This window comes from Methylobacterium sp. Gmos1, from assembly GCF_053764715.1.
Window position 1 is genome coordinate 166,831 of the sequence record NZ_JBSNCC010000009.1, and the last position, 23,008, is coordinate 189,838.

At 71.5% G+C, this 23,008-nt stretch carries 19 protein-coding genes; 10 read left to right on the forward strand and 9 right to left on the reverse strand.

From position 1 onward, the window contains the following. Both ACS5PV_RS18810 and ACS5PV_RS18815 read right to left on the reverse strand, forming a co-directional pair. Positions 1 to 447, reverse strand: coding sequence for a cupin domain-containing protein (locus tag ACS5PV_RS18810; RefSeq protein ID WP_455396863.1), 447 nt, complete (start codon positions 445 to 447; stop codon positions 1 to 3). Beyond that, complete coding sequence (locus ACS5PV_RS18815) at positions 444 to 914, reverse strand: DoxX family protein (protein ID WP_455396864.1); 471 nt, start codon at positions 912 to 914, stop codon at positions 444 to 446. The genes ACS5PV_RS18810 and ACS5PV_RS18815 overlap by 4 nt, the downstream gene beginning before the upstream one ends. A gap of 153 nt (positions 915 to 1,067) precedes the next feature. Between ACS5PV_RS18815 and ACS5PV_RS18820 the strand changes: the two genes are divergently transcribed. The 7 genes from ACS5PV_RS18820 to ACS5PV_RS18850 all read left to right on the forward strand — a co-directional run bounded on the left by ACS5PV_RS18820 (position 1,068) and on the right by ACS5PV_RS18850 (position 9,046). Further along, positions 1,068 to 2,639, forward strand: a complete 1,572-nt coding sequence (locus tag ACS5PV_RS18820; protein ID WP_455396865.1) for a GMC oxidoreductase — start codon at positions 1,068 to 1,070, stop codon at positions 2,637 to 2,639. A gap of 219 nt (positions 2,640 to 2,858) precedes the next feature. Beyond that, positions 2,859 to 3,923 carry a molybdopterin-binding protein gene (locus ACS5PV_RS18825; RefSeq protein ID WP_455396866.1) on the forward strand — a complete coding sequence of 355 codons (1,065 nt, stop codon included), beginning with the start codon at positions 2,859 to 2,861 and terminating at the stop codon, positions 3,921 to 3,923. Continuing rightward, positions 3,920 to 5,893, forward strand: a complete 1,974-nt coding sequence (locus tag ACS5PV_RS18830) for a molybdopterin biosynthesis protein (protein ID WP_455396867.1) — start codon at positions 3,920 to 3,922, stop codon at positions 5,891 to 5,893. The genes ACS5PV_RS18825 and ACS5PV_RS18830 overlap by 4 nt, the downstream gene beginning before the upstream one ends. 2 nt (positions 5,894 to 5,895) lie before the next feature. Continuing rightward, positions 5,896 to 6,444, forward strand: coding sequence for a molybdopterin-guanine dinucleotide biosynthesis protein B (gene mobB, locus ACS5PV_RS18835; RefSeq protein WP_455396868.1), 549 nt, complete (start codon positions 5,896 to 5,898; stop codon positions 6,442 to 6,444). Further along, complete coding sequence (locus ACS5PV_RS18840; protein ID WP_455396869.1) at positions 6,428 to 7,681, forward strand: molybdopterin molybdotransferase MoeA; 1,254 nt, start codon at positions 6,428 to 6,430, stop codon at positions 7,679 to 7,681. Before mobB ends, ACS5PV_RS18840 begins: the two co-directional genes overlap by 17 nt. A gap of 82 nt (positions 7,682 to 7,763) precedes the next feature. Continuing rightward, complete coding sequence (locus tag ACS5PV_RS18845) at positions 7,764 to 8,141, forward strand: VOC family protein (protein ID WP_455396870.1); 378 nt, start codon at positions 7,764 to 7,766, stop codon at positions 8,139 to 8,141. A gap of 116 nt (positions 8,142 to 8,257) precedes the next feature. Further along, positions 8,258 to 9,046, forward strand: coding sequence for a transporter substrate-binding domain-containing protein (locus ACS5PV_RS18850; RefSeq protein WP_455396871.1), 789 nt, complete (start codon positions 8,258 to 8,260; stop codon positions 9,044 to 9,046). Positions 9,047 to 9,427: 381 nt separating this feature from the next. Here the strand turns inward: ACS5PV_RS18850 and ACS5PV_RS18855 are convergent, their stop codons facing one another. From ACS5PV_RS18855 to ACS5PV_RS18870, 4 genes are all read right to left on the reverse strand, one after another. After that, the gene (locus tag ACS5PV_RS18855; protein ID WP_455396872.1) at positions 9,428 to 11,095 is read right to left on the reverse strand and encodes a methyl-accepting chemotaxis protein; all 1,668 of its coding nucleotides are present in this window, start codon (positions 11,093 to 11,095) and stop codon (positions 9,428 to 9,430) included. A 326-nt stretch (positions 11,096 to 11,421) separates the two neighbouring features. Beyond that, positions 11,422 to 14,589, reverse strand: coding sequence for a multidrug efflux RND transporter permease subunit (locus tag ACS5PV_RS18860; RefSeq protein WP_455396873.1), 3,168 nt, complete (start codon positions 14,587 to 14,589; stop codon positions 11,422 to 11,424). Between the two features lie 13 nt (positions 14,590 to 14,602). Further along, entirely contained in the window at positions 14,603 to 15,781 is a 1,179-nt protein-coding gene (locus ACS5PV_RS18865) for an efflux RND transporter periplasmic adaptor subunit (protein ID WP_455396926.1), read from the reverse strand. A gap of 252 nt (positions 15,782 to 16,033) precedes the next feature. Next, a complete protein-coding gene (locus ACS5PV_RS18870; RefSeq protein ID WP_455396874.1) occupies positions 16,034 to 16,408 on the reverse strand; it encodes a hypothetical protein in 375 nt (124 codons plus the stop codon). Positions 16,409 to 16,562: 154 nt separating this feature from the next. On the opposite strand from ACS5PV_RS18870, the gene pcaF reads away from it, so the two are divergent. The 3 genes from pcaF to ACS5PV_RS18885 all read left to right on the forward strand — a co-directional run bounded on the left by pcaF (position 16,563) and on the right by ACS5PV_RS18885 (position 20,192). Then, positions 16,563 to 17,777 carry a 3-oxoadipyl-CoA thiolase gene (gene pcaF / locus ACS5PV_RS18875; protein WP_455396875.1) on the forward strand — a complete coding sequence of 405 codons (1,215 nt, stop codon included), beginning with the start codon at positions 16,563 to 16,565 and terminating at the stop codon, positions 17,775 to 17,777. Positions 17,778 to 18,087: 310 nt separating this feature from the next. Further along, positions 18,088 to 19,026, forward strand: coding sequence for a helix-turn-helix transcriptional regulator (locus tag ACS5PV_RS18880; protein WP_455396876.1), 939 nt, complete (start codon positions 18,088 to 18,090; stop codon positions 19,024 to 19,026). Between the two features lie 119 nt (positions 19,027 to 19,145). Continuing rightward, entirely contained in the window at positions 19,146 to 20,192 is a 1,047-nt protein-coding gene (locus tag ACS5PV_RS18885; protein WP_455396877.1) for a KpsF/GutQ family sugar-phosphate isomerase, read from the forward strand. A 211-nt stretch (positions 20,193 to 20,403) separates the two neighbouring features. On the opposite strand, the gene ACS5PV_RS18890 is transcribed toward ACS5PV_RS18885, so the two are convergent. Genes ACS5PV_RS18890 through ACS5PV_RS18900 form a run of 3 tightly spaced genes read right to left on the reverse strand, consistent with a single transcriptional unit; the run spans position 20,404 to position 22,970 of the window. Further along, positions 20,404 to 20,982, reverse strand: a complete 579-nt coding sequence (locus tag ACS5PV_RS18890) for an NADPH-dependent FMN reductase (protein WP_455396878.1) — start codon at positions 20,980 to 20,982, stop codon at positions 20,404 to 20,406. A 54-nt stretch (positions 20,983 to 21,036) separates the two neighbouring features. Then, positions 21,037 to 22,362 carry a TRAP transporter large permease gene (locus tag ACS5PV_RS18895; RefSeq protein WP_455396879.1) on the reverse strand — a complete coding sequence of 442 codons (1,326 nt, stop codon included), beginning with the start codon at positions 22,360 to 22,362 and terminating at the stop codon, positions 21,037 to 21,039. Continuing rightward, positions 22,359 to 22,970 (reverse strand): TRAP transporter small permease, encoded by a 612-nt coding sequence (locus ACS5PV_RS18900; protein ID WP_455396880.1) that lies wholly within the window; start codon positions 22,968 to 22,970, stop codon positions 22,359 to 22,361. The genes ACS5PV_RS18895 and ACS5PV_RS18900 overlap by 4 nt, the downstream gene beginning before the upstream one ends. Positions 22,971 to 23,008 lie beyond the last annotated feature (38 nt).

Genomic DNA, 23,008 nt, shown 5'->3' on the forward strand with positions numbered 1-23,008 from the left:
TCACCGGAACCGGCAGGCCGCGCCCGTCGTCGGGGGCTTGTCGTACTGGACGATCATCAGCACCGCCGGCTCGTCCCCGACCGTGCCGGAGCGGTGGCCCGTCTTGCCGTCGACCTCGCGCACGTTCTGGTCCTCGCCGAACGAGATCTCGCCCGGGCCCATCTCGACCCGGGTGCCGTCCATCGATTCGACGAACCAGCGGCCCGAGAGCGGGATGATCCATTGCGGCTTCGGGTTCGGGTGCCAGTCGCCGGTCCAGCCGACCGGCTGCACGGTGACGAACACGGTGGCGCCGTCATGGGTCTTCTGTCCCTGCCATTGCGGCGGGGCGGGCGGCGACATCGACTTCTCCTCGAACTCGGTGAAGGCGCACCGGGTCTGGTGGCTGATCCCGTCCGCGTCGGCCCAGAGGTGCCAGTAGGGGATGGTAGGCTTGTCGCTGCTCATCGGGCGGTCTCGCTGATGCTGTAGGGCCTCGACGAGGCGAAAGGGTCGGAGAAAAAGCCCTCGACCGTCGCCGCCCCGGTGCCGAAGGTGACGAGCAGAAACCCGCCGGCGAGCGCGAGGTTCTTCCAGAAATCCCAGAAAAGCTCGCGCCCCTTGCCGCCGGACCAGAAATCGCCCGGCTTCCAGAACTGCTTCCACAGCAGCGCCGTGACGCCGCAATAGCCGGCGAGGATGAGCGCGGCGAAGCGGTCGGCGATGCCGGTGAGGATCCCGAGCGACATCACGATCTCGACGAACAGGCCCATGAGGATCAGCGCCGTCGCAGGGGCGGTGGCGTGCACCGCTTGGCGAGCCTGTCCCACCGCGCCGCGGAAGTTCAGGATCTTGTCGAGCGCGCTGAACGGCAGGAAGAGCATCACCAGGAGGAGCCGGACCCCGAAGGCGACCGCGACGCTGAGGGAGGCCATTGGTCCCGTACTCCACTGTCCTGTTTCGCACTGCAAAAACCTAACTGGGGCGGGTCGACGTTCGCGCCAGCCCCGCCATATCCGCACCGAGCACGGCCGAGCGGCCCGGATCATCCCGCGCCCGCCGGGAAGGGATCGCCCAAGGGGTCACCAATGAGCGAGAACCGGCACTACGACGTCGTCATCATCGGCTCGGGGCCGGGCGGCGGCACCATGGCGTGGCGGCTCGCCCAGACCGGCAAGCGCATCCTGCTCTTAGAGCGCGGCGACTACCTGCCGCGCGAGCGCGAGAACTGGGACAGCCAGGCGGTCTTCGTCGATGCCCGCTACCAGGCGCCCGAGACCTGGTACGGCGCCGACGGCTCCAGCTTCCATCCCGGCCTGCACTACTTCGTCGGCGGCAACAGCAAGGTCTACGGCTCGGTCCTGCTCCGCCTGCGCGAGAAGGACTTCTTCGCGATCCGCCACCCGGACGGGATCTCGCCGGAATGGCCGGTGAAGTACGACGTGTTCGAGCCGTACTACCAGGCGGCGGAGGAACTCTACTACGTCCACGGCCTGCGCGGCGAGGACCCGACCGAGCCGCCTTCCAGCAAGCCCTACGCCTACCCGCCGATCACCCACGAGCCCCGGATCCAGGAGCTGTTCGACGGCCTGAAGCGCGAGGGGCACCACCCGTTCCACCTGCCGGTGGGCGTGCGGCTGGAGGAGCGCGACGGCAAGCCGCTGCCGCACTCGGCCTGCATCCGCTGCGACGCCTTCGACGGCTATCCGTGCATCACCAACGGCAAGGCCGATTCGCAGATCGTCTGCGTCGACCCGGCGCTGGCGGCGCACGACAACCTCACCCTGATGACGAACGCCTATGTCGACCGGCTCCTCACCGATCCGGCCGGGCGGACGGTGACCGGCGTCGAGGTCAAGCGCGGCAGCGCCACGGAAATCTTCACCGGCGACATCGTGGTGGTGGCCTGCGGCGCGCTCTCCTCCGCGCTGCTGATGCTGCGGTCGGCCAGCGACGCCCACCCGCACGGGCTCGCCAACCGCTCGGGCCAGGTCGGCCGCAACTACATGCGGCACAACAACTCGACGGTGCTCGCCATCTCGCGCACGCCGAACCCGACCAGGTTCCAGAAGACGCTCGGCCTCAACGACTTCTACTTCGGCGCCGACGACTGGGAGTTCCCGCTCGGCCACATCCAGATGGTCGGCAAGTCGGACGGAACGCAGATCCACGGCGAAGGGCTGCCGGGCTTCCTGCAATGGTTCCCCGAGAAGCCGTTCGACTGGCTCGCCAAGCACTCGCTGGATTTCTGGCTCACCACCGAGGACCTGCCGATCCCGGAGAACCGGATCTTCTACGATGGGGGGAAGGTCCGCCTCGACCTGACGCAGACCAACGAGGAGGCCCTGCACCGCTTGAAGGCCAAGCTGCGCGACCTCTGCGCGAAGCTCGAGATCCACCCGCACCTGTTCGACCGCTCGCTCTATCTCGGCAAGGACGTGCCGATCGGCGGCACCGCCCACCAGGCCGGCACGCTGCGCTTCGGCACCGACCCGGCGACCTCCGTCCTCGACCTCGACTGCAAGGCGCACGAGCTCGACAACCTCTACGTCACCGACGCGAGCTTCTTTCCGTCGATCGGCGCCGTGAACCCGACGCTGACGATCATCGCCAACTCGCTCCGGGTGGCGGACCACATCATCGGGCGGCTGGGGGCGTAGGGGCCGCGAGGGCCCTGCCGCCCCCGGCGCCATCGTCCCGATCGGCGGCGGAGCGCGACATTTTCTCCGCCGCCGCCTGCTCCGGATGCCGAAACCTTGATCCCGGCCGGCGCTTGCCGCATCGGCTCCCCCACCGTTCCGGGATCAGGACCCTCGCATGGCCTCGCCTCATCACCCGGGCGCCCGCCGGTGACGCCGCGGGCGTCCACGACCGCGCTGATGCCACTCGCCGAGGCGGTGGCGGCGCTCGCCGCGCTGGCGCGCCCGGTCGCGGCCGTGGAGGCGAGCCCGGCCGAGGCCGTCGGCGCCGTGGCAGCGCGGGACGTCGTGGTCGAAACGGGTTGGCCAGCGGAGCGCAGGGCGCTCCGCGACGGCTGGGCGGTGGAGGCGGCGGCCGTCGTCGGCGCCTCGCCCTACGCACCGGTGCGCCTGGCGCGATCCCCCACCTGGGTCGAGGCCGGCGCGGCGCTGCCCGCCGGCACCGACGCGCTGCTGCAGCCCGAGGCGCTGGGCGCCGATCCGCGGGAGATCGAGGCCGAGGCCGCGATGGGCGAGGGGACACGGGCCCCCGGCGCCGAGTTGCCGGCGGGTACCCGGCTCCTGGCCGCGGGCGAGCGGGTGAGCGCGCTCCACGTCCTCGTCCTCTCCGCCGCGGGGCTCGCGCGGGTGGCCGTGCGCCGGCCGCGCCTGCGGCTGCTGGCGGCCCCACCCGACACCCTGTCGCCGCTGCTCGGCGCCTGGATCGGCGCCCGGGGCGACCTCGCCGAGGCGACGCCGCGGCCGGCGGACGCCGATACCCTCGCCGACGCCCTGCTGGCGCCGGGGGCCGACGCGGTGGTCGTCGTCGGCGGCACCGGGCCCGGGCGGCGCGACGCCAGCGCCGCGGCGCTGGCGCGGGCCGGGCGGCTCCACGCCCACGGCATCGCCCTGCGGCCGGGCGAGAGCGCCGGCTTCGGCGAGGCGGCGGGCCGGCCGGTGCTGCTGCTGCCGGGGCGGCCCGACGCGGCGCTTGCCGCCTGGCTCGCCCTCGGCCGGCCGCTGCTGGCGGCGCTCGCCGGCACCGCTCCCGAGGCGACGCTCACCCTGCCGCTCGCGCGCAAGGTTACTTCAGTCATCGGGCTCACCGAGGTGGTGTTCCTGCACCGCACGGCGTCCGGGGCCGAACCGCTCGGCGGGGCCGAGATCCCGCTCCACCGCCTAGGCCGGACCGACGCCGCCCTGCTGGTGCCGCCGGCCCACGAGGGCTATCCCGCCGGGACCGCCGTCGAGGTGCTGCCGCTTTGACCCATTCCCCCGCCGACCCCTTCCTCGCCCGCCTCGCCGCCGCCGCGCGCCAGGAGCAGTTCCTGGCGGTGGTGAGCCGGGACGAGGCGATGGCGCGCTGGCGCGAGGCCGTGCCGCACGCCCCCCTGCCGCCCGAGATCGTGCCGCTGCACGAGGCCCTGGGTCGGGTACTCGCCGCCGACATCGCCTCGCCGATCGACGTGCCGCCCTTCGACCGCGCCCTGGTCGACGGCTTCGCCCTGCGCAGCGCCGACACCGAGGGGGCGAGCGAGGCGGAGCCGCGCCGCCTCACCCTGAACGCCGAGATCCTGGCCTGCGGCGTCGCGCCCGGGCTGACGGTCGCCCCCGGCACCGCGACGCCGATCGCCACCGGCGGCGTCCTGCCCCGCGGCGCCGACGCGGTGGTGATGATCGAGGCGACCGAGTTCGAGGACGGCCCGGTGCCCGCGATCGCGCTCGGCCAGCCGGCGGGGCCGGGCCGGTTCGTCGGCTATGCCGGCGCCGACATGGCCCGCGGCGAGACGGTGTTGCGCCGCGCCACCCTGGTCACCGCCCGCGAGATCGGCATGCTGGCGGCCTGCGGCCTCGCCGAGGTGGCGGTCGTGCGCCGGCCCCGCGTCGCGGTGCTCTCCACCGGCGACGAGCTGGTGGCGCCGGGATCGCCCCTCGCGCCGGCACGGCTCTACGACTCGAACGGCGCCATCGTGGCGGCGAGCGTGACCGAGAATGGCGGCCTCGCCGTGCCGGGCGGCATCGTGCCGGACGACGAGGCGGCGCTCGAAGCCGCGCTGAAGGCGGCGCTCGCCTCGTCCGACCTCGTCGTCCTGTCCGGCGGCACCTCGAAGGGGGCCGGCGACGTCTCGCACCGCATCCTTTCGCGGCTGGGGGAGCCCGGCATCCTGGTCCACGGGGTGGCGCTGAAGCCCGGCAAGCCCTTGTGCCTGGCGCGTGCCGGCGACGTGCCGGTGGTGGTGCTGCCGGGCTTCCCGACCTCGGCGATGTTCACCTTCCACGAATTCGTGGTGCCGCTGATCCGCGCGCTCGCCGGCCTGCCGGCGCGCGAGGAGGAGAGCGTCGAGGCGCGCCTGCCGCAGCGCCTCGCCTCCGAGCTCGGCCGCACGGAGTACGTGATGGCGGCGCTCTCCCGCGGCACGGAGGGCCTGGTGGCGCTGCCGCTCGCCAAGGGCTCGGGCGCCGTCACCGCCTTCTCGCAGGCCGACGGGTTCTTCGCGGTGCCGGCGAACCGAGCCGGGATCGAGGCCGGCGAGACCGTGCGCGTCGCGCGGATCGGCAGGGCGGCGCGGCCGCCGGACCTGATGATCGTCGGCAGCCACTGCCTCGGCCTCGACCGGCTGGTCGGGCATCTCGCCGAGCGCGGCGTCTCGGCCCGCACCCTCTGGGTCGGCTCGGCCGGAGGGCTCGCCGCCCTGCGCCGGGGGGAATGCGACCTCGCCGCGATGCACCTCCTCGATCCCGAGACCGGGCGCTACAACGCGCCCTACCTCACCCCCGGCCTCGCCCTGGCGCCCGGCTGGCGCCGGCTCCAGGGGGTGGTGTTTCGTCGGGGCGATCCCCGCTTCGAGGGGGCGTCGGCGCAAGCCGCGGTGAGCGGGCTTCTTGCGGACGACGCGGCCGTGATGGTCAACCGCAACACCGGCGCCGGCACGCGGGCGCTGGTCGAAGGGCTCCTGAACGGCGCCCGGCCCGCCGGCTACTGGAACCAGCCGCGCTCGCACAACGCCGTCGCGGCGGCGGTGGCGCAGGGCCGGGCGGATTGGGGCGTGGCGATCGCCACCGTGGCGCAGGATTACGGCCTCGGCTTCCTGCCCCTCACCGAGGAGCATTACGACTTCGCCTACCGGGAGGACCGCCGCGACGAGCCGGCCCTGGCGGCGTTCCTGCGCCTCCTCGACGACGGGGCGCTCGCCGCCGATCTCGCCGGGCTCGGCTTTGCCCGGGCGGAGGCGTGACGATGCGGGTCATCGGGCTCGCCGGCTGGTCGGGGGCGGGCAAGACGACGCTGCTCGTGCGGCTGATCCCGGTCCTGCGCGCCCGCGGGCTTCGGGTGGCGACGGTCAAGCACGCCCACCACGCCTTCGACGTCGACCAGCCGGGCAAGGATTCGTATCGCCACCGCGAGGCCGGCGCCTGCGAAGTGATCGTCTCGTCGGCCCGCCGCACCGTGCAGATCCGCGAGGTCGAGGAGGAGGCGCGCCTCGCCGACCTGCTGCGCCGCCTGTCGCCCTGCGACCTCGCGGTGATCGAGGGCTTCAAGCGCGAGGCGCATCCGAAGCTCGAGGTCTACCGTCACGCCAATCACCGCCCGCCGCTGCATCCGGACGACGCCGACATCGTCGCGGTGGCGAGCGACCACCCCTTCCCGGAGGCCGGCCGGCCGGTCGTCCCCCTCGACGCGGTGGAGGCGGTCGCCGATATCGTGCTGGCGCGGTCGCAGCCCCTCGACGCGGTGCTGGAGAGGCTCGAAGCTCGGAAGGTCGAATCCCATGGCGCAGCTGACTGACGACTGCTTCGCCTTCGGCGGTCCCTTGCTCTCGGTCGACGAGGCCGCGGCCCTCGTCGCCGAGCGGCTGCCGGTGCTCGCCGGCATCGAGACCGTGCCGCTGATCGAGGCCGACGGGCGGATCGCCGCCGCGGACGTCCTCGCCGGCCTCGACCTGCCGCCCTTCGACAATTCCGCCGTCGACGGCTACGCCGTCCGCTTCGCCGATCTCGGGCCCGGCGCCGAGACCGTGCTGCCGGTGCGCGGCCGCCTGCCGGCCGGCGCGGCGCCGGGGCGCGGCGCGCTGGCGGGCTCGGCTTTGCGGATCTTCACCGGCGCGCCGATGCCGCCGGGGGCCGACACGGTGTTCATGCAGGAGGACGTGCGACGCGAGGGCGACGCGGTCGCGCTGCCCGCCGGCTTGAGGGCCGGCGCCAACCGGCGGCTCGCCGGCGAGGACGTCGCGCGCGGGAGCCTCGTGATTCCCGAGGGCCGCCGCCTCACCCCGCCCGACCTCGCGCTCGCCGCCGCCACCGGCCACGCGGCGATCGCGGTGCGCCGCCGCCTGCGGGTCGCGGTGTTCTCGACCGGGGACGAGCTGGCCGAGCCCGGCGCCTCGCTGCGGCCGGGCGCGATCCACGATTCGAACCGGGTCCTCCTCGTCGCGCTCCTGCGCCGCCTCGGCACGGAGGTGAGCGACCTCGGCATCCTGCGCGACGACCCCGCCCTCCTGCCCGGGCGCCTGCGGGATGCGGCCGGCGGCCACGATCTCATCCTCACCTCCGGCGGCGTCTCGACCGGCGAGGAGGACCACGTCAAGGCGGCGGTGGAGGCGGCCGGCCGGCTGGTGTTCTGGCGCCTCGCGATCAAGCCCGGCCGGCCGGTGGCGATGGGGCTCATCGGCGACACCGCCTTCGTCGGCCTGCCGGGCAACCCGGTCGCGGTCTACGTCACGCTGCTGTTCGTCGTCCGCCCGCTGCTCGCCCGCCTCGGCGGCGCCCGGCTCGACGCGCCCCCGAGCGAGCCCGCCCGCGCCGCCTTCCGCTACCGCAAGAAGGCCGGGCGGCGGGAATACGTGCGCGTTTCCCTGCGGCGCAGCCCCGACGGGACGGTCGAGGCGGTGAAGTTCCCCCGCGACGGCGCCGGCGTCCTCTCCTCGCTCACCGGCAGCGACGGGCTCGCCGAGTTGGCCGAAGCGGTGACGACGGTGGAGGAGGGGGACCGGATCGAGGTTTTTCGTCACCCGCTGCTGTGGTGAAGCGCCTGGCCGTCCGCTCGGGAATCGGCGTAAAGGCCTCGCCAAAGGCGGGGCCGCCGGCCCGTCATCGCAGGGGACGCTCATGATCGGCTACGTGACTCTCGGGACGAACGACCTGGAGCGGTCGGCGGCGTTCTACGACGCTTTGGCCCGCGAGATGGGCGCCGGACGCATGATGGAGAGCGACCGCTTCATCGCCTGGGGCAGCCCGGGCGGCGCTGCCGGCATCGGCCTGACGAAGCCCCACGACGGCAACCCGGCGAGCGTCGGCAACGGCGTCATGGTGGCGCTTGCCGCCCGGGACCGTGCGCAGGTCGATCGCCTGCATCGCCTGGCGCTCGATCTCGGCGGCAGCGACGAGGGCCAGCCGGGCCCGCGCGGCGGCTTCTACGCGGCGTATTTCCGCGATCCCGACGGCAACAAGCTCAACGCTTTCGTCATGCCGGTGGAGGCGGCGTGATGCGGTAACGGGCACGCCGGGCCCGGCCCCGCGGTCCTGTTGCGGAAGCTGGACGGTTTCCCTCCGCGTCCCTACGCTGCCGCCGTCGGAGTCAAGTGGGACGTGGAGCAGGTTTCATGGGCGTGGGTTCGTTGACGGTCCGGCTGGTGACCGGTGCGATGGTGGCGCTGGCAGCGACGCAGGTCCGCGCAGCGGACGAGCCCTCGCGCCTCGACCAGGTCGTCGAGCGCAAGGTGCTGAACGTCTGCACCACCGGCGACTACCGCCCGTTCTCCTACCGCCCCGACGGCGCCAACGACTTCGTCGGCATCGACATCGATCTCGGCCGCTCGCTCGCCAAGTCGCTCGACGCGGAAGCCGTGTTCATCCAGACCAAGTGGTCGAACCTGCTCGCCGACTTCAAGGCCAAGTGCGACGTGGCGATGAGCGGCATCTCGGTCACGCTGCCGCGCCAGCGCGAGGCCTTCTTCAGCGAGATGTACCTCGTCAACGGCAAGGCGCCGATCGTGCGCTGCGACGACGTGGCGAAGTACCAGACGACGGACGCCATCAACCAGCCGGCGACCCGCGTCGTCGTCAATCCCGGCGGCACCAACGAGAAGTTCGCCCGCGCCAACCTCGGGAAGGCGCAGATCCAGCTCTTCCCCGACAACCGCGTCATCTGGCAGGAGATCGCGCAGGGCCGCGCCGACGTGATGGTCGCCGAATCGGTCGAAGTGAAGCTCCAGGAGAAGCTGCATCCGGGCCTGTGCGCGGTGAACCCCGACCAGCCGCTCCAGTACGGCGAGATGGGCTTCCTGCTCCCGCGCGGCGACACGGTGTTCAAGGCCTATGTCGACCAGTGGCTGCACCTGGCAAAGGCCTCGGGCGAGTTCGAGCGGATCTTCAACGCCAACATGAAGTGAGCGTGGCGGAGCATCCGGGGGACTGTCGAGGCTCATCAACAAGTCTTGACACAGTTCCGGATTGATTTGCTCAGATACGAAGAGGCGCGGGATCCCCTCTCCAGGCGATGCCGGGCTTGCCCGGTATCGCTGCAAGGTCTGGGAGAGGGGTAGGGGTGAGGGTGATACGCTTCAGTGTGAATCTCTGAGCGTGGTGCTGGCAGCAGGTCGGTCCGAGGCTTCCGCGGGACCGTAGCACCCTCACGCGGGATCTTCGATCCCCACGGCCCCTCTCCCACACCTTGCAGCGATACCGGGCAAGGATCACTCGGCAAGCCCGGCATCGCGGGGAGAGGGGAGATGCGCTCTACTTTTTCCAAGCAGATCCAAGCGGAAATCGAATCAGGCCGCCCGGATGGTGGCGAGGAAGCGATCGACCTCGGCGCCGAGCCGCTCGGACTGGTGCGACAGCTCTGAGGCGGCGGAGAGGACCTGGCCGGCCGCGGCCCCGGTCTCCTCCGAGGCCTGCGCCACGCCGGCGATGTTGCCGGTGACCTCGGTGGTGCCGGCGGAGGCCTGGGCGACGTTGCGGACGATCTCCTGCGTCGCCGCGCCCTGCTCTTCCACCGCCGCCGCGATCGAGGTCGCGACGCTGTCGATCTCGCGGATCCGCCCGGTGATGCCGCCGATCGCCGCCGCGGCCTGGGCCGTCACGCCCTGCACCTCGCCGATCTGGCGGCCGATCTCCTCGGTCGCCTTGGCGGTCTGGTTGGCGAGTTCCTTGACCTCGGCGGCGACCACCGCGAAACCGCGCCCCGCGTCGCCGGCGCGCGCCGCCTCGATCGTGGCGTTGAGCGCGAGCAGGTTGGTCTGCCCGGCGATCGAGGAGATCATCCCCACCATGTCGCCGATCCGGCCCGAGGTCGCCTGGAGCGCCTGGACGAGGTGCGCGGTCTCGTCGGCCTCCCTGACCGCCGACCGGGCGAGCTGGGCCGAGCCCTGGACCTGACGGCCGATCTCGGTCACAGACGAGCCCAGCTCCTCGGAGGCGGCAGCGACGGTGTTGACGTTGGCGGCCGCCTCCTCCGCCGCGGCGGCCACGGTGGTCGACTGCGACGCCGTCTCGGTCGCGATGGTGCTCATCTGCCGGGCGGTGGCCTGGAGCTCCGTCGCCGAGGACGACACCATCCCGACGATGCCGCCGACCGCGCGCTCGAAGCCGTCGGCGAGCTCGATCATCGTGCGCTTGCGCGCCGCCGCCGCCGCCGCGTCGGCGCGCCGCTTGACCTCGGCCTCCTCGGCGGCCTTGCGGGCGACCATCGCCTTGATGCCCTCGACCGCCCGGCCGACCGCCCCGATCTCGTCGCGGCGGGCGGCCTCCGCGATCGGCGCGTCGATCTCGCCGAGGGCCATGCGCTGGAGCACGCGGACGAGGCTGCCCAGCGGGCGGGTGATCTGGAAGATCGCCGTGTAGATGCCGTAGGCGATGCTGAGCACCGCGAGGCCGAGTGCCGCGAGCAGCCCGAGGCGCGACCAGCCGGCGGTGGCCTCGGAGCGTTGGAACTCCGCCTCCACCTCGCGGACCTGCACGCCGGTCAGCTGGCTCAGCGTCGCGGTCATGGCCTGCATGCCCTTGAGCAGGTCCGCATGCGTCGTCTCGAACTCCGCCTGCCCCCCGGCCGCGAGGCGCCGGAGGATCTCGGCCGCGACGGTGCCGTTGCGGTCGATCTGTCCCTGGAGGTCCTTGGCGAGGGCCGCCTCCTCCGGGGTCAGATAGGTCGCCATGTAGGCCGACCACTGCGTGCGCACGTTCGAGAGGTCGCGCTCGATCCGCTCCCTCGCCCGGGCCGCCTCGATCTGCCGGCCGCGCAGCAGCCGCGAGACGTCGAGCAGGTCGTCATAGGCGTCGCGGATGATGCTGAACTGCCGCAGGCAGACGACGCGGTCCTCGAACACGGTCTTGAGGCTCTGGTGGCTCCAATGGAGCGCGAGGTTGCCCAATGTCGCGGTGGCGAGCAGGAGCAGGCCGAGACCGGCGAGCAGGGCGATGAACCTCAGTTTGATCGTCATGCGGGGGGTCTTTCGCGGAGCTGGCGCAAAAATCGGCGGCACTCCGGCCCGGGAGCGCGATGTCCGATCATGATCGCGCAAATATTATGCAAATTGCTTAATATTTCACCCAAGGGCTTGGGCGTGCCCAGTCGTGACCAAGAAACGATTGGGAAACGTCACGGTCGGTACCAGTCGCGTGCACCGGACCATCGCAAGGCAATTATTCCTATTAAATTCAACCTTGGGTCATGCGGCGCGCGAGACATCGATCGGGCACAGGTCCGCCCGGAACGCGATGAAGGCGCGGGGCCGGCTCGGGAGAGCCGGCCCCACGCGCTTCGCCGTCAGTGCCCGTGCGCGGGCTCGCGCAGCACAGGCTCGGGCGCGGCATCGACCGGCCCCGCCTCGTTCTCCTCCCGCACCCGGCGGCGCTGGAAGAACCGCATCGCCACGACGAAGAAGACCGGGACCAGGATCACCGCCAGCACGGTGGCGGAGATCATCCCGCCCATCACGCCGGTGCCGATCGCCTGCTGGCTCTTCGAGGCCGCGCCGGTCGCGATGGCGAGCGGCACGACGCCGAAGATGAAGGCGAGCGAGGTCATCACGATCGGCCGGAAGCGCAGGCGCGAGGCCTCGATCGTCGCCGTCACGAGCGTCGTGCCGGGCCGCCACAATTCGCGGGCGAACTCGATGATCAGGATCGCGTTCTTCGCCGACAGGCCGATGATCGTGATGAGGCCGATCTTGAAGTAGACGTCGTTCGGCATCTCGCGGATCAGCACGCCGGCGACCGAGCCGATCACGCCGAGCGGGATGACCAGCATCACCGCGAGCGGGATCGACCAGCTCTCGTAGAGCGCGGCCAGGCACAGGAACACGATCAGCACCGACAGCGCCAGCAGCAGGGTCGCCTGCGAGCCCGCCTGCTTCTCCTGGAGCGACTGGCCGGTCCAGGTGTAGCCGAAGCCCTTCGGCAGCTGGGTCATCAGCCGCTCCATCTCGGCGATCGCCTCGCCGGAGGTGTAGCCCGCCGCCGGCTCGCCGGTGATGCGGACCGACTGGTAGCCGTTGAAGCCGATGATCTGGGCCGGTCCGACGCTCCACTTCACGTCGGCGAAGGACGACATCGGCACCATCGTGCCCTGCTGGTTCTTAACGCTGTAGTTGAGGAGATCGGTGGCGTTGAGGCGCTGGCCGTCCTCGGCCTGGACGATCACCCGCTGCATCTTGCCGAGGTTCGGGAAGTCGTTGGTGTAGAACGAGCCGAGGTTGACCTGGATCGTGTCGTTGATGTCCTCGAACGAGACGCCGAGCGCCGCCGCCTTCTCGCGGTCGAGCACCAGCTCCGCCTGCGGCGCGGGCGGCAGGCCCTCGACGTAGACGTTCTTGAGGATCGGGCTCTTGCGGGCGATGGACAGGAGCTGCTCCTGCGCCGCCATCAGGGCCGCGTAGCCCTTCTGGGCCCGGTCCTGGAGGCGGAAGCTGAAGCCCGAGGCGTTGCCGAGGTTGTCGATCGGCGGCGGCTCGAGGGCCTGGACGATCGCGTCGCGATAGGTCGAGAGCGCCTTGTTGGTACCGTTGACCAGCGCGAGCGCAGACTGGTCGGGGCCGCGCTCCGACCACGGCTTGAGCGTCACGAAGGCCTGCGAGGTGACCTGGCCCTGCCCCGAGAACGAGAAGCCGTTGACGATCGTGACGGTCGCCACGCCCGGCTGTGCCATCAGGTGCTCCTCGACCTTCTTCACCGCCGCCAGCGTGCGGTTGAAGGACGAGCCCGGCGGGGTCTGGACGTCGACGGTGAAGAAGCCCTGGTCCTCGACCGGCAGGAAGCCCTCGGGCAGGCGCACGAAGGCGTAGGCGGTGCCGGCGACGAGGATCAGGTAGACCACCATCATCCGCCCGGACTTGGCGACCGCCCAGGCGACGCCGCGGCCGTAGCGCGCGGTCTCGCGGTCGACGATGCGGTTGAACCAGCCGAAGAAGCCGCCCTTGGCGTGGTGGCCCTTCTCGATCGGCTTGAGCATCGTGGCGCAGAGCGCCGGGGTCAGCGACAGGGCGAGCAGCGCCGAGAAGCCGATCGAGGTCACCATCGCGATCGAGAACTGGCGATAGATGATGCCGACCGAGCCGGGGAAGAACGCCATCGGGATGAACACCGCGACGAGCACCAGCGTGATGCCGACGATCGCGCCGGTGATCTGGCCCATCGCCTTGCGAGTCGCCTCCTTCGGCGACAGCCCTTCCTCGGCCATGATCCGCTCGACGTTCTCGACCACCACGATCGCGTCGTCGACCAGGATGCCGATCGCCAGCACCATGCCGAACATGGTGAGCACGTTGATCGAGAACCCGGCGAGCAGCATCACCGTGCAGGTGCCGAGCAGCGCGATCGGCACCACGATCGTCGGGATCAGGGTGTAGCGGATGTTCTGCAGGAACAGGAACATCACGATGAACACCAGCACCACCGCCTCGATCAGGGTCATCAGGACCTTCTTGATCGAGGCCTGGACCGCCGGGGTGATATTGTAGGGAATGTCCCACTTCAGGTTTTCGGGGAAGAACTGCGACAGCTCCTCCATCTTGGCGCGGATCGCCTTGGCGGTCTCGAGCGCGTTGCCGTCGGGCGCCAGCGTCACGTTGATGCCCGCCGCCGGCCCGCCGTTGAGGCGGGTGGTGAACTTGTAGTCCTCGCCGCCGAGCTCGATCCGGGCGACGTCGCGCAGGCGCACGTTCGAGCCGTCGGGATTGGCCCGCAGCACGATCGCGCCGAACTCCTCGGGCGTGCGCATCTGGCCCTTGACCAGGATCGGGAAGTTGACCGCGTGGGCCGCCGGGCTCGGCTGGGCGCCGACGGCGCCCGAGGCGATCTGGACGTTCTGGTTCTGCACCGCCTTGGTCACGTCGGAGGCGGTGAGCGACAGGCCGCGCAGCTTGTCCGGGTCGATCCAGATCCGCAAGCTGCGCTGCGTCGAGTACAGGGTGGCGCGCCCGACGCCGGGGATTCGCCGGATCTCGTTGATGACGTTGCGGGTGAGGAAGTCGCCGAGCGCGACCTCGTCCATCGAGCCGTCGGTGGAGACCAGCGTGATGATGTTGAGGACGGCCGCCGAGGCCTCCTCGACCAGGATGCCCTGCTGGCGCACCTCGGCCGGAAGCCGGGCCTCGGTGCGCTTGAGGCGGTTCTGCACCTCGACCGAGGCCAGGCTCGAATCGGTGCCGGGCTGGAAGGTCGCGGTGATCTCGATGTTGCCGAAGGCGTCGCTGGCCGATTCGAAGCTCAGGATGTTGGCCGCGCCGTTCAGCTCGTCCTCGATGAGGCGGGTGGTGCCGGTATAGAGGTCCTCGACCGAGGCGCCCGGATAGGCGGTCGAGAGGGCGATCGCGGGCGGCGCGATGATCGGGTACTGCGCCACCGGCAGCATCGGGATGGTGAGCGCGCCGCCTAAGCAGATGAACAGGGCGACGACCCAGGCGAAGACCGGCCGGTCGATGAAGAAGCTGGCCAAGGTGCGGGTCTCCTCAGCGCTGCTCGGTCGAGGCGGGCTGGCGCCCGGCCCCGGCCGCGGCCATGGTGGTGGTCTCGAACGGCACGGTCGCGACCTTGGTGCCGGCGACGATCTTCTGGAAGCCCTCGGCGACGACCCGGTCGCCGGCCTTGAGCCCGTCGCGGATCACCCACTGGCCCTCTACGACGGGGCCGACCTCGACCGGCTGGAGCACCACCTTGTCGCCCTCGCCGACGAGCCAGACCTGGGCGCGGCCGTCGTTGGAGCGCTGCACCGCCTGCTGCGGCACCGCGATGGCGTCGGAATCGATGCCCTGCTTGATCCGGGCGCGCACGTACATGCCCGGGAAGAGCTCGCCGTGCGGGTTCGGGACCACGGCGCGCAGGGTCACCTGGCCGGTGCTCGGGTCGGCGGTGACGTCGGAGAACAGGAGCCGGCCGGGCTCGGGGTAGAGCGAGCCGTCGTCCATGATGACGCGCACGCTCGCGACGTCCGCGGCGAGGCGGTCGAGCTCGCCGCTGGCGAGGTCGCGGCGCAGCTTGTTCAATTCGCCGACCGACTGGGTGATGTCGACGTAGATCGGGTCGAGCTGCTGGATCGTCGCCAGGTTGCTGGCCCCGCCCTGCTCGACGAGCGCGCCCTCGGTGACGAGCGCCCGGCCGATGCGGCCCGAGATCGGCGCCCGCACATCGGTGTAGCCGAGATTGAGCTGGGCGCGGTCGCGCGCCGCCTTGGCACCGGCGACCTCGGCCTCGGCCTGCTTCTGGCCGGCGAAGGCGGCGTCGTACTGGGCCTGGCTCGCGGTCTGGCGCGACAGCAGGGCCTCCAGGCGGTCGGCCTGCTGGCGGGCCAGCACCTGGGCGGCCTCGGCCTTGGCGAGCGTCGCCTCGGCGCTGGCGAGGTCGGCGCGGAACGGCATCGGGTCGATCTTGTAGAGGATGTCGCCTTCCTTGACCAAGCTGCCCTGCTCGAAGGTGCGCTTGATGACGAGGCCGGCGACGCGGGCGCGCACCTCGGCGATGCGGGTCGGCGCGGCGCGGCCGGGCAGGTCGCGCTCGTAGGGGATCGGCTGGTTCTTCACCGTCACGACCGAAACCTGCGGCGGTGCGGCCGGGGCGGTGGGTGCGGCAGCCTGCTGGTTCGGCTTGCAGGCGGCGAGCCCGAGGAAGAGGGCGGTCGCTCCGAGGAGGATGCGGCGGCGTTGGATCACGGGCGGTCTTTCCTGCGCGGTTTTCGGACGAAGCGGTCGCGGGCAGCGCCGCGGGGCTTATCCAGGCAAAGGTCGGGCGGGGCTCGCGGTCGGGCGAGCCTCTGAGAGGGCGCGCGCGTCGGCGCTGCTGCCGGGGCGGCAGCGGCGAGCGGTCAGGCTCGCAGGGTTCCGAGGCGGAGATGTGACCGTGCGTCGCCTTACATCAGCGACGTGCCGGTCAGGCGCAGGGCTCGGTCAGGCGCAGGGCTTGGGCGGTCGCTCGGGCAGGGCGGTGCCGGCCTGGACCGGGGCGCCAAGGCGGCGCGGCGGCAGCAGCGCGGCGGCGGGGGAGGCCGGGCCGTCGGCCGGGCAGGCGAGGGTCGCGCTCGCCGCGCCACTGTCGTCGGGCCGGGGATTGTCGATACTGCTGGCCGTGACGGTGCAGGCGGGTCCCTTGACCCAGTGTGCGTGCAGGCTCGCCATCGGCGAGGCGCCGTGGGCGGCGCGCAGCACCGGTTGCGGACGGCCGGCCGCGGCATCCGCCGCCGACATCGCCAGGAAGGCGAAGCCGAGGCCGAGAAGGGCGGTCGCGCAGAAACGCGCGAGAGATGTCCAGAGACGACCGGTCACGGAGCGGAACAGTGGGGGTTCCGACCGCACTGCACAAGACGCCGCGACATTCTGTCAGCGCCGGTGACGGGTCGGCCGGGACCGGTCCGGGGGCTTGATCGAAGGGGCGCGGCGCCGTACCGATTTTTCGAAACGAGAACCGGGAGAGAAGCCCATGAGCGCGGCGCGGGACGTCTACATCTGCGACTACGTGCGCACGCCGATCGGCCGCTACGGCGGCGCGCTGGCGAAGGTGCGGGCGGACGACCTCGCCGCCGTGCCGCTCGCCGAGCTGGCGCGGCGCAACCCGGCCCTGAAGGAGGCGGTGGAGGAGGTGTTTCTCGGCTGCGCCAACCAAGCCGGCGAGGACAACCGCAACGTCGCCCGCATGGCGCTGCTGCTCGCCGACTATCCCGAGCGGGTGCCGGGCCTGACCCTCAACCGGCTGTGCGCCTCGGGCCTCGACGCGGTTGGCGCCGCGGCGCGCGCGATCCGGTCCGGCGACCTCGATCTCGCGGTGGCGGGCGGCGTCGAATCGATGACTCGGGCGCCATTCGTGATGGGCAAGAGCGAGGGCGCGTTCCAGCGCCAGGCCGAGATCCACGACACCACCATCGGCTGGCGCTTCATCAACCCGGTGCTCAAGCACCAGTACGGCGTCGATTCGATGCCGGAGACCGCCGAGAACGTCGCCGAGGACTACCAGGTCGGCCGCGCCGACCAGGACGCCTTCGCGCTGCGCTCGCAAGCCCGCGCCACACGCGCACAGGGCGACGGGACCTTCGCGCAGGAGATCGTCGCGGTCGAGATCCCCGACCGCAAGGGCACCCACGTCAAGGTCGAGCGCGACGAGCACCCGCGGGCCGACACGACGGCCGAGGGTCTCGCCAAGCTGAAGCCCTTCGTGAAGAAGGACGGCACGGTGACCGCCGGCAACGCGTCGGGCGTCAACGACGGTGCCGCGGCGCTGGTGCTGGCGACGCGCGAGGCCGCCGAGCGCCACGGCCTCACCCCCATCGCCCGGGTGCTCGGCCTCGCGTCGGCCGGCGTGCCGCCCCGCGTGATGGGCATCGGGCCGATCCCCGCCGTCGAGAAGCTGTGCGCGCGGCTCGGCCTCAAGCCGTCCGACTTCGACGCGGTCGAGCTCAACGAGGCCTTCGCCTCGCAGGCGCTGGCGTGCCTGCGCGGCCTCGGGCTGCCGGACGATGCCGGGCACGTCAACCCGAACGGCGGCGCGATCGCGCTCGGCCATCCGCTCGGCATGTCGGGGGCGCGCATCGCCGGCAGCGTCGCGCTCCAGCTCGCCCGGACCGGCGGTCGGCTCGGCCTCGCCACGATGTGCGTCGGCGTCGGACAGGGCGTGGCGCTGGCGGTCGAGCGCGTCGGCTGATGCCGCCCAGGGCGGGGCGCCGGATGGCTCCCCCGCTCCGTCGCGGGCCACTGGGGTGGGGAAACCGGACGATCGCGCCCTGCGTTTCGCACTGCACCATGGCAAGGCGGGACGGCATGGGGTATGCACGTCGACTTCTGTCCGCCCCTTCCTGCCCGTCCCGAGGAACCGCCCGGACGACGCTCCCGCCCCGGGCGGGACGATCGCCGGCAGACGATCCCATGATCCGCCCCCGCCCGATCTCCGGCCCCGCCCTCCCGCCGCCCGGACGAAGCCGTCGCTTCGCCCCCCGGACCCGGTGAAGCCCGCCATGCCCAACAGAACCGGATCGCGCCCGAGCGCGGACGAGCCCGCGGGCGCCCCCGAGGCGGGCGACCCGGAGGCGGAGTTCCTGACCGTCCTCGGCCAGCGCGTCCGCACCATGCGGGCGGTGCGGGCGATGTCGCGCAAGATGCTGTCGCAGACCTCCGGCCTGTCCGAGCGCTACATCGCGCAGCTCGAGGGCGGGCAGGGCAACGTCTCGATCATCCTCCTGCGCCGGGTGGCGATCGCCATGGGCGTGCGGCTCGAGGACCTGATCGCCGCGGTCGAGAGCCCGCCGGACTGGCCAGTGGTGCGCGACCTGCTGGAGAAGGCTTCGGCCGACCAGATCGCCCAAGCGAAGCGCGTGCTCTCGGGCGCGGCGGCGCCGGGCGACGCCCCGACGCAGCGCGTGGCGCTGATCGGCCTGCGGGGTGCGGGCAAGTCGACCCTCGGGCGGATCCTCGCCGAGCGGATGAGCTGGACCTTCGTCGAGCTCAACCGCGAGATCGAGCGCGAGAACGGCCTGTCGGTGGCGGAGATCTTCGCGATCTACGGCCAGGAGACCTATCGCCGCCTGGAGCAGGGGGCGCTCAGGCGGCTCGCCGAGCGGCCGGGCCCGATGGTGCTGGCGACCGGCGGCGGCATCGTCGCCGAGCCGGTCACCTTCGACCTGCTGCTGTCGGCGTTCTTCACCGTCTGGCTCAAGGCGCGGCCGGAGGAGCACATCCACCGCGTCCGCGAGCAGGCCGCCAAGGGCCTAGCCCCGACGCGGATGCCCGATAGCGACAACGCGCTCCGGGAGATCCGCGGCATCCTGGTCAGCCGCGAGCCGCTCTACGCGCGGGCCCGCGCGGTGGTCGACACCGCCGACCATACGGTCGCCGAGACCGCCGCCGAGCTGACGGGCCTCGTCGAGAACTACCTCGGCGCGCGGCGCGGCCTCTGACGCGACAACGCCGCCAGGGATCAAAAATCGCCGTCCGGCGGCGCGGGCGCACGCATTCTGGCCGCAAATGAGTCGGCAGGCTCCTGCGCGACAGGATCACGTCGGGATCGAGGAGCACGATGGAGAGTTCGAACCGGGCCGAGAGCTACGAGGCGCAGGACGGCGTGGGCGTGGCGGCGCAGGTGGTCGAGGCGGCGCATTTCTCCGCCATCCGCAGCGTCCGCACCGAGGCCGAGGCGCTCCTCACCCTCGCCCGCGCCCTCGACCACGAGCTGAAGGCCGGGTTCGGCGCCGCCGTCGCGGCGATCCACGACATCCCGGGCCGGGTGATCGTGTCGGGCATCGGCAAGAGCGGCCATATCGGCCGCAAGATCGCCTCGACGCTCGCCTCCACCGGCACGCCGGCCTCGTTCATCCACCCGAGCGAGGCCAGCCACGGCGACCTCGGGATGATCACGCAGCAGGACATCGTCATCGCCCTGTCGTGGTCGGGCGAGACGGCCGAGCTCGGCGACCTCATCAGCTTCTCCAAGCGCTTCGCCGTCACGCTGATCGGCATGACGTCGAACCCGGGCAGCACGCTGGGCCAGGCCGCCGACATCCTGCTGCCGCTGCCGCTCGTCAAGGAAGCCTGCCCGCACAACCTCGCGCCGACCTCCTCGAGCGTGATCCAGCTCGCCCTCGGCGACGCGCTGGCGGTGGCGCTGCTCGAGCGCCGCGGCTTCTCGGCCAGCGACTTCAAGCTCTTCCACCCCGGCGGCAAGCTCGCGGCCCGGCTCAAGACCGTGGCCCAGCTGATGCACGCCGGCGAGGAGATGCCGCTGGTGCCCCGGGGCCTGCGCGTCTCGGAGGCGCTGATCGCCGTGATGGGCAAGCGCTTCGGCTGCGCCGGCATCCTCGACGAGGCCGGACGGCTCGTCGGCATGATCACCGACGGCGACGTGCGCCGCCACATGAGCACGGGTGCGGGCCACAGCGACCTCCTCGCCCGCCGGGTCGAGGAGATCATGACCCCGTCGCCGATCACCACCAGCCCCGGCACCTTCGCCAGCGCCGCCCTGGAGCTGATGAACCGCAGCCAGATCACCGCCCTGTTCGCGGTCGAGCGCGGGCGCCCGGTGGGGATCCTGCACATCCACGACATCCTGCGGGCGGGAGTGGTGTAGGGGCGATCCCCGACCTGCAATTCACCCCTCCCTTTCCCGGACGACTGGAGCGAAGCGGAAGGAGATCCGGGATCCAGGAGAGAAGTGCCGCGAAGCGGCTCTGTGTTCTGCACCGTTGCAGATAGACGGGCGCTTCGCGAAGTCTCGTGCTGGTTCCGGGTCGCATTCCGCTGGCGCTGCATGCGCCCGGGAAAGGGCGGGGTGAATTCGCTCAATACGGCACCCCACCCCTTCGCTTCTCCCGCAGCGCCTCGGCGTACCAGGTCAGCTCGTCGATGAACCGCGCGGTCGGGCGTTCCAGCCAGGGCTGGAGCGGCTGCCCGTCCTCGTCGAGCGCCTTGTGCACCTCGGGGATCGGCAGGAGCGAGGGAATGCTCGGGGTGCCGAGCTCCCCCAGCATGGCGCGCAGCTGCATCGCCGCCCGCACGCCGCCGTAGCGGCCGGCGGAGTAGCAGACGATCGCGGAAGGGCGCCAGAAGTACTCCTCCAGGAAGTGGTCGAGGGTGTTCGACAGGGCCGGCGGGATGCTGTGGTTGTACTCCGCCGACACCACCACGAACCCATCGGCCCGGCGGTAGAGGGCGGCCAACCGCTCCAGGGCCTCCGGCGCCTCGCCCGTCGGGTATTCCTTGTACATCCGCGTCAGCAGCGGCAGGCCGAGCTCCGCCGGGTCGACCAGCGGCGCCTCGTGGCCGCGGGAGGCGAGGGCGCCCGCGACGTAGCGGGCGGCGCGCAGGCCGTTGCGCCCCTGGCGCACCGAGCCGAGAATCACCGGAATCACGAGGGCCATGGCGGGTCTCCGGGACGCTGATCGTCCCGGAGCGTACATCATGTCGGGCGGGCCTCACATCATCCCGAGCATCCGCGGCAACCAGAGCGAGATCGCCGGGACGTAGGTGACGACGACGAGGAAGATCAGCATCGTCAGGAGCCACGGCCAGACCGCGATCGTCAGTTCCGTGATGCCCATGCGGGTGATGCCCGAGGCCACGTAGAGGTTGAGGCCGACCGGCGGGTGGCACATGCCGACCTCCATGTTGACGACGATCAGGATGCCGAAATGCACCGGGTCGATGCCGAGCTTGGCGGCGATCGGGAACAGGATCGGCGCCATGATGAGCACGATGGAGGAGGGCTCCATCACGTTGCCGGCGACGAGCAGCAGGATGTTGACGATCAGCAGGAACACCACCCAGTTCAGGCCGGCCCCGGTGATCCAGCTCGCCATCTGTTGCGGGATCTGCTCGCTCGTCATCAGGAACGAGAACAGCACCGCGTTGGTGATGATGTAGAGCAGCATCGCGCTCATGTTGGCCGAATCGAGCAGCACCCGCGGCACGTCGCGCCAGGTGAGGTCGCGGTAGACGAACAGCGCGATCACGAAGGCGTAGACCGCGCTGACCGCCGCCGCCTCGGTCGGGGTGAAGGCGCCGGTATAGATGCCGCCCAGCACCAGCACGATCAGCAGCAGGCCCCAGACCGACTTGCGGAACGCGACCCAGCGCTCGCGCCAGGTGGCCTTCGGCATCCGCGGGTAGCCGAACTTGCGCGCCCGGTACCAGGTGGTGAGGCCGAGAAGCGCGGCCAGCATCAGGCCCGGGATCACGCCGGCGACGAAGAGCGTCGAGATCGAGGCCGAGGAGACGCGCTGGCCGTCGGGCCCGGTCACCACCGCGCCGCTCGTCGCCACCGAGTACATCACCATCACGATCGAGGGCGGGATCAGGATGCCGAGCGCGCCCGAGGTGGTGATGACGCCGGCGCCGAATCGCTTGGGGAAGCCCTGCGCCACCATGGCCGGCAGGATGATCGAGCCGATCGCCACCACGGTCGCCGGGCTCGAGCCCGAGATGGCGGCAAACAGCGCGCAGGCCATGACGCCGGCCAGCCCCAAGCCCCCGTGCCAGTGGCCGACCATCGACGTGGCGAAGTTGATCATCCGCCGGGCGACGCCGCCATGGGTGAGGAAGTTGCCCGACAGGATGAAGAACGGGATCGCCATGATCTCGAAGTTCTCGATCCCCGTGAACAGCTTGAGCGCCACCGCCTCGATCGGCACGGTGGTCATGGTGAACAGGAAGGTGAGCACCGACAGGCCGAGGGCGATCGAGATCGGCATGCCGGTGAGCATCAGGGCGATGAGCAGCCCGAAGATGATGGCGGCGTTCATCGGGCAGTGCCTCCGGTGCGGGCTTCGTTCGCAAGGTCTTGCGCAAGATCCTGGGCAGCGTGCGGGCTCTCGACCACGCCCTCGACGTGGCCCGGATCGTGGTGGGGCAGCTCCCCGGTGCGCCAGAAGCTCCAGGCGACCTGGAGGAAGCGGAAGCACATCAGGTAGGAGCCGAGCGGGATCGCCAGGTAGACGACCCAGCTCGGGATCTCGAGGTCGGGCGTGGTCTGGTCGGTGTCGACGAGGCCGTAGACGAAGCGCGCGCCCATCGTGCCGACGATCGCCGTGAACAGCGCGCCGCAGAAGAGGCCGAACAGCACGATCCGGTCGCGCCAGGCCGGCGACAGCTGGTTCACCGCCACGTCGACGCCGACATGGATGCCGGTGCGCACGCCGTAGGCCGCGCCGAACTTCGCCATCCAGACGAACATGTAGATGCACAGCTCCTGGGCCCAGGAGAGGTGGATCGCCGTGGTGATCGGGTAGAGGGCATCGATGCCGGAGGCGTAGCGGTGCACGACGGCGACGAAGATCAGCAGCGTCGCGCCGGCCATCAGGCTCGCGATCAGGATCTCCTCGAGGCGGTCGAGGATGCGCAGGGGGTGCATGGGGTCTCCCGGGGGCGTGCTTCTTGTCGTGGGCGGGG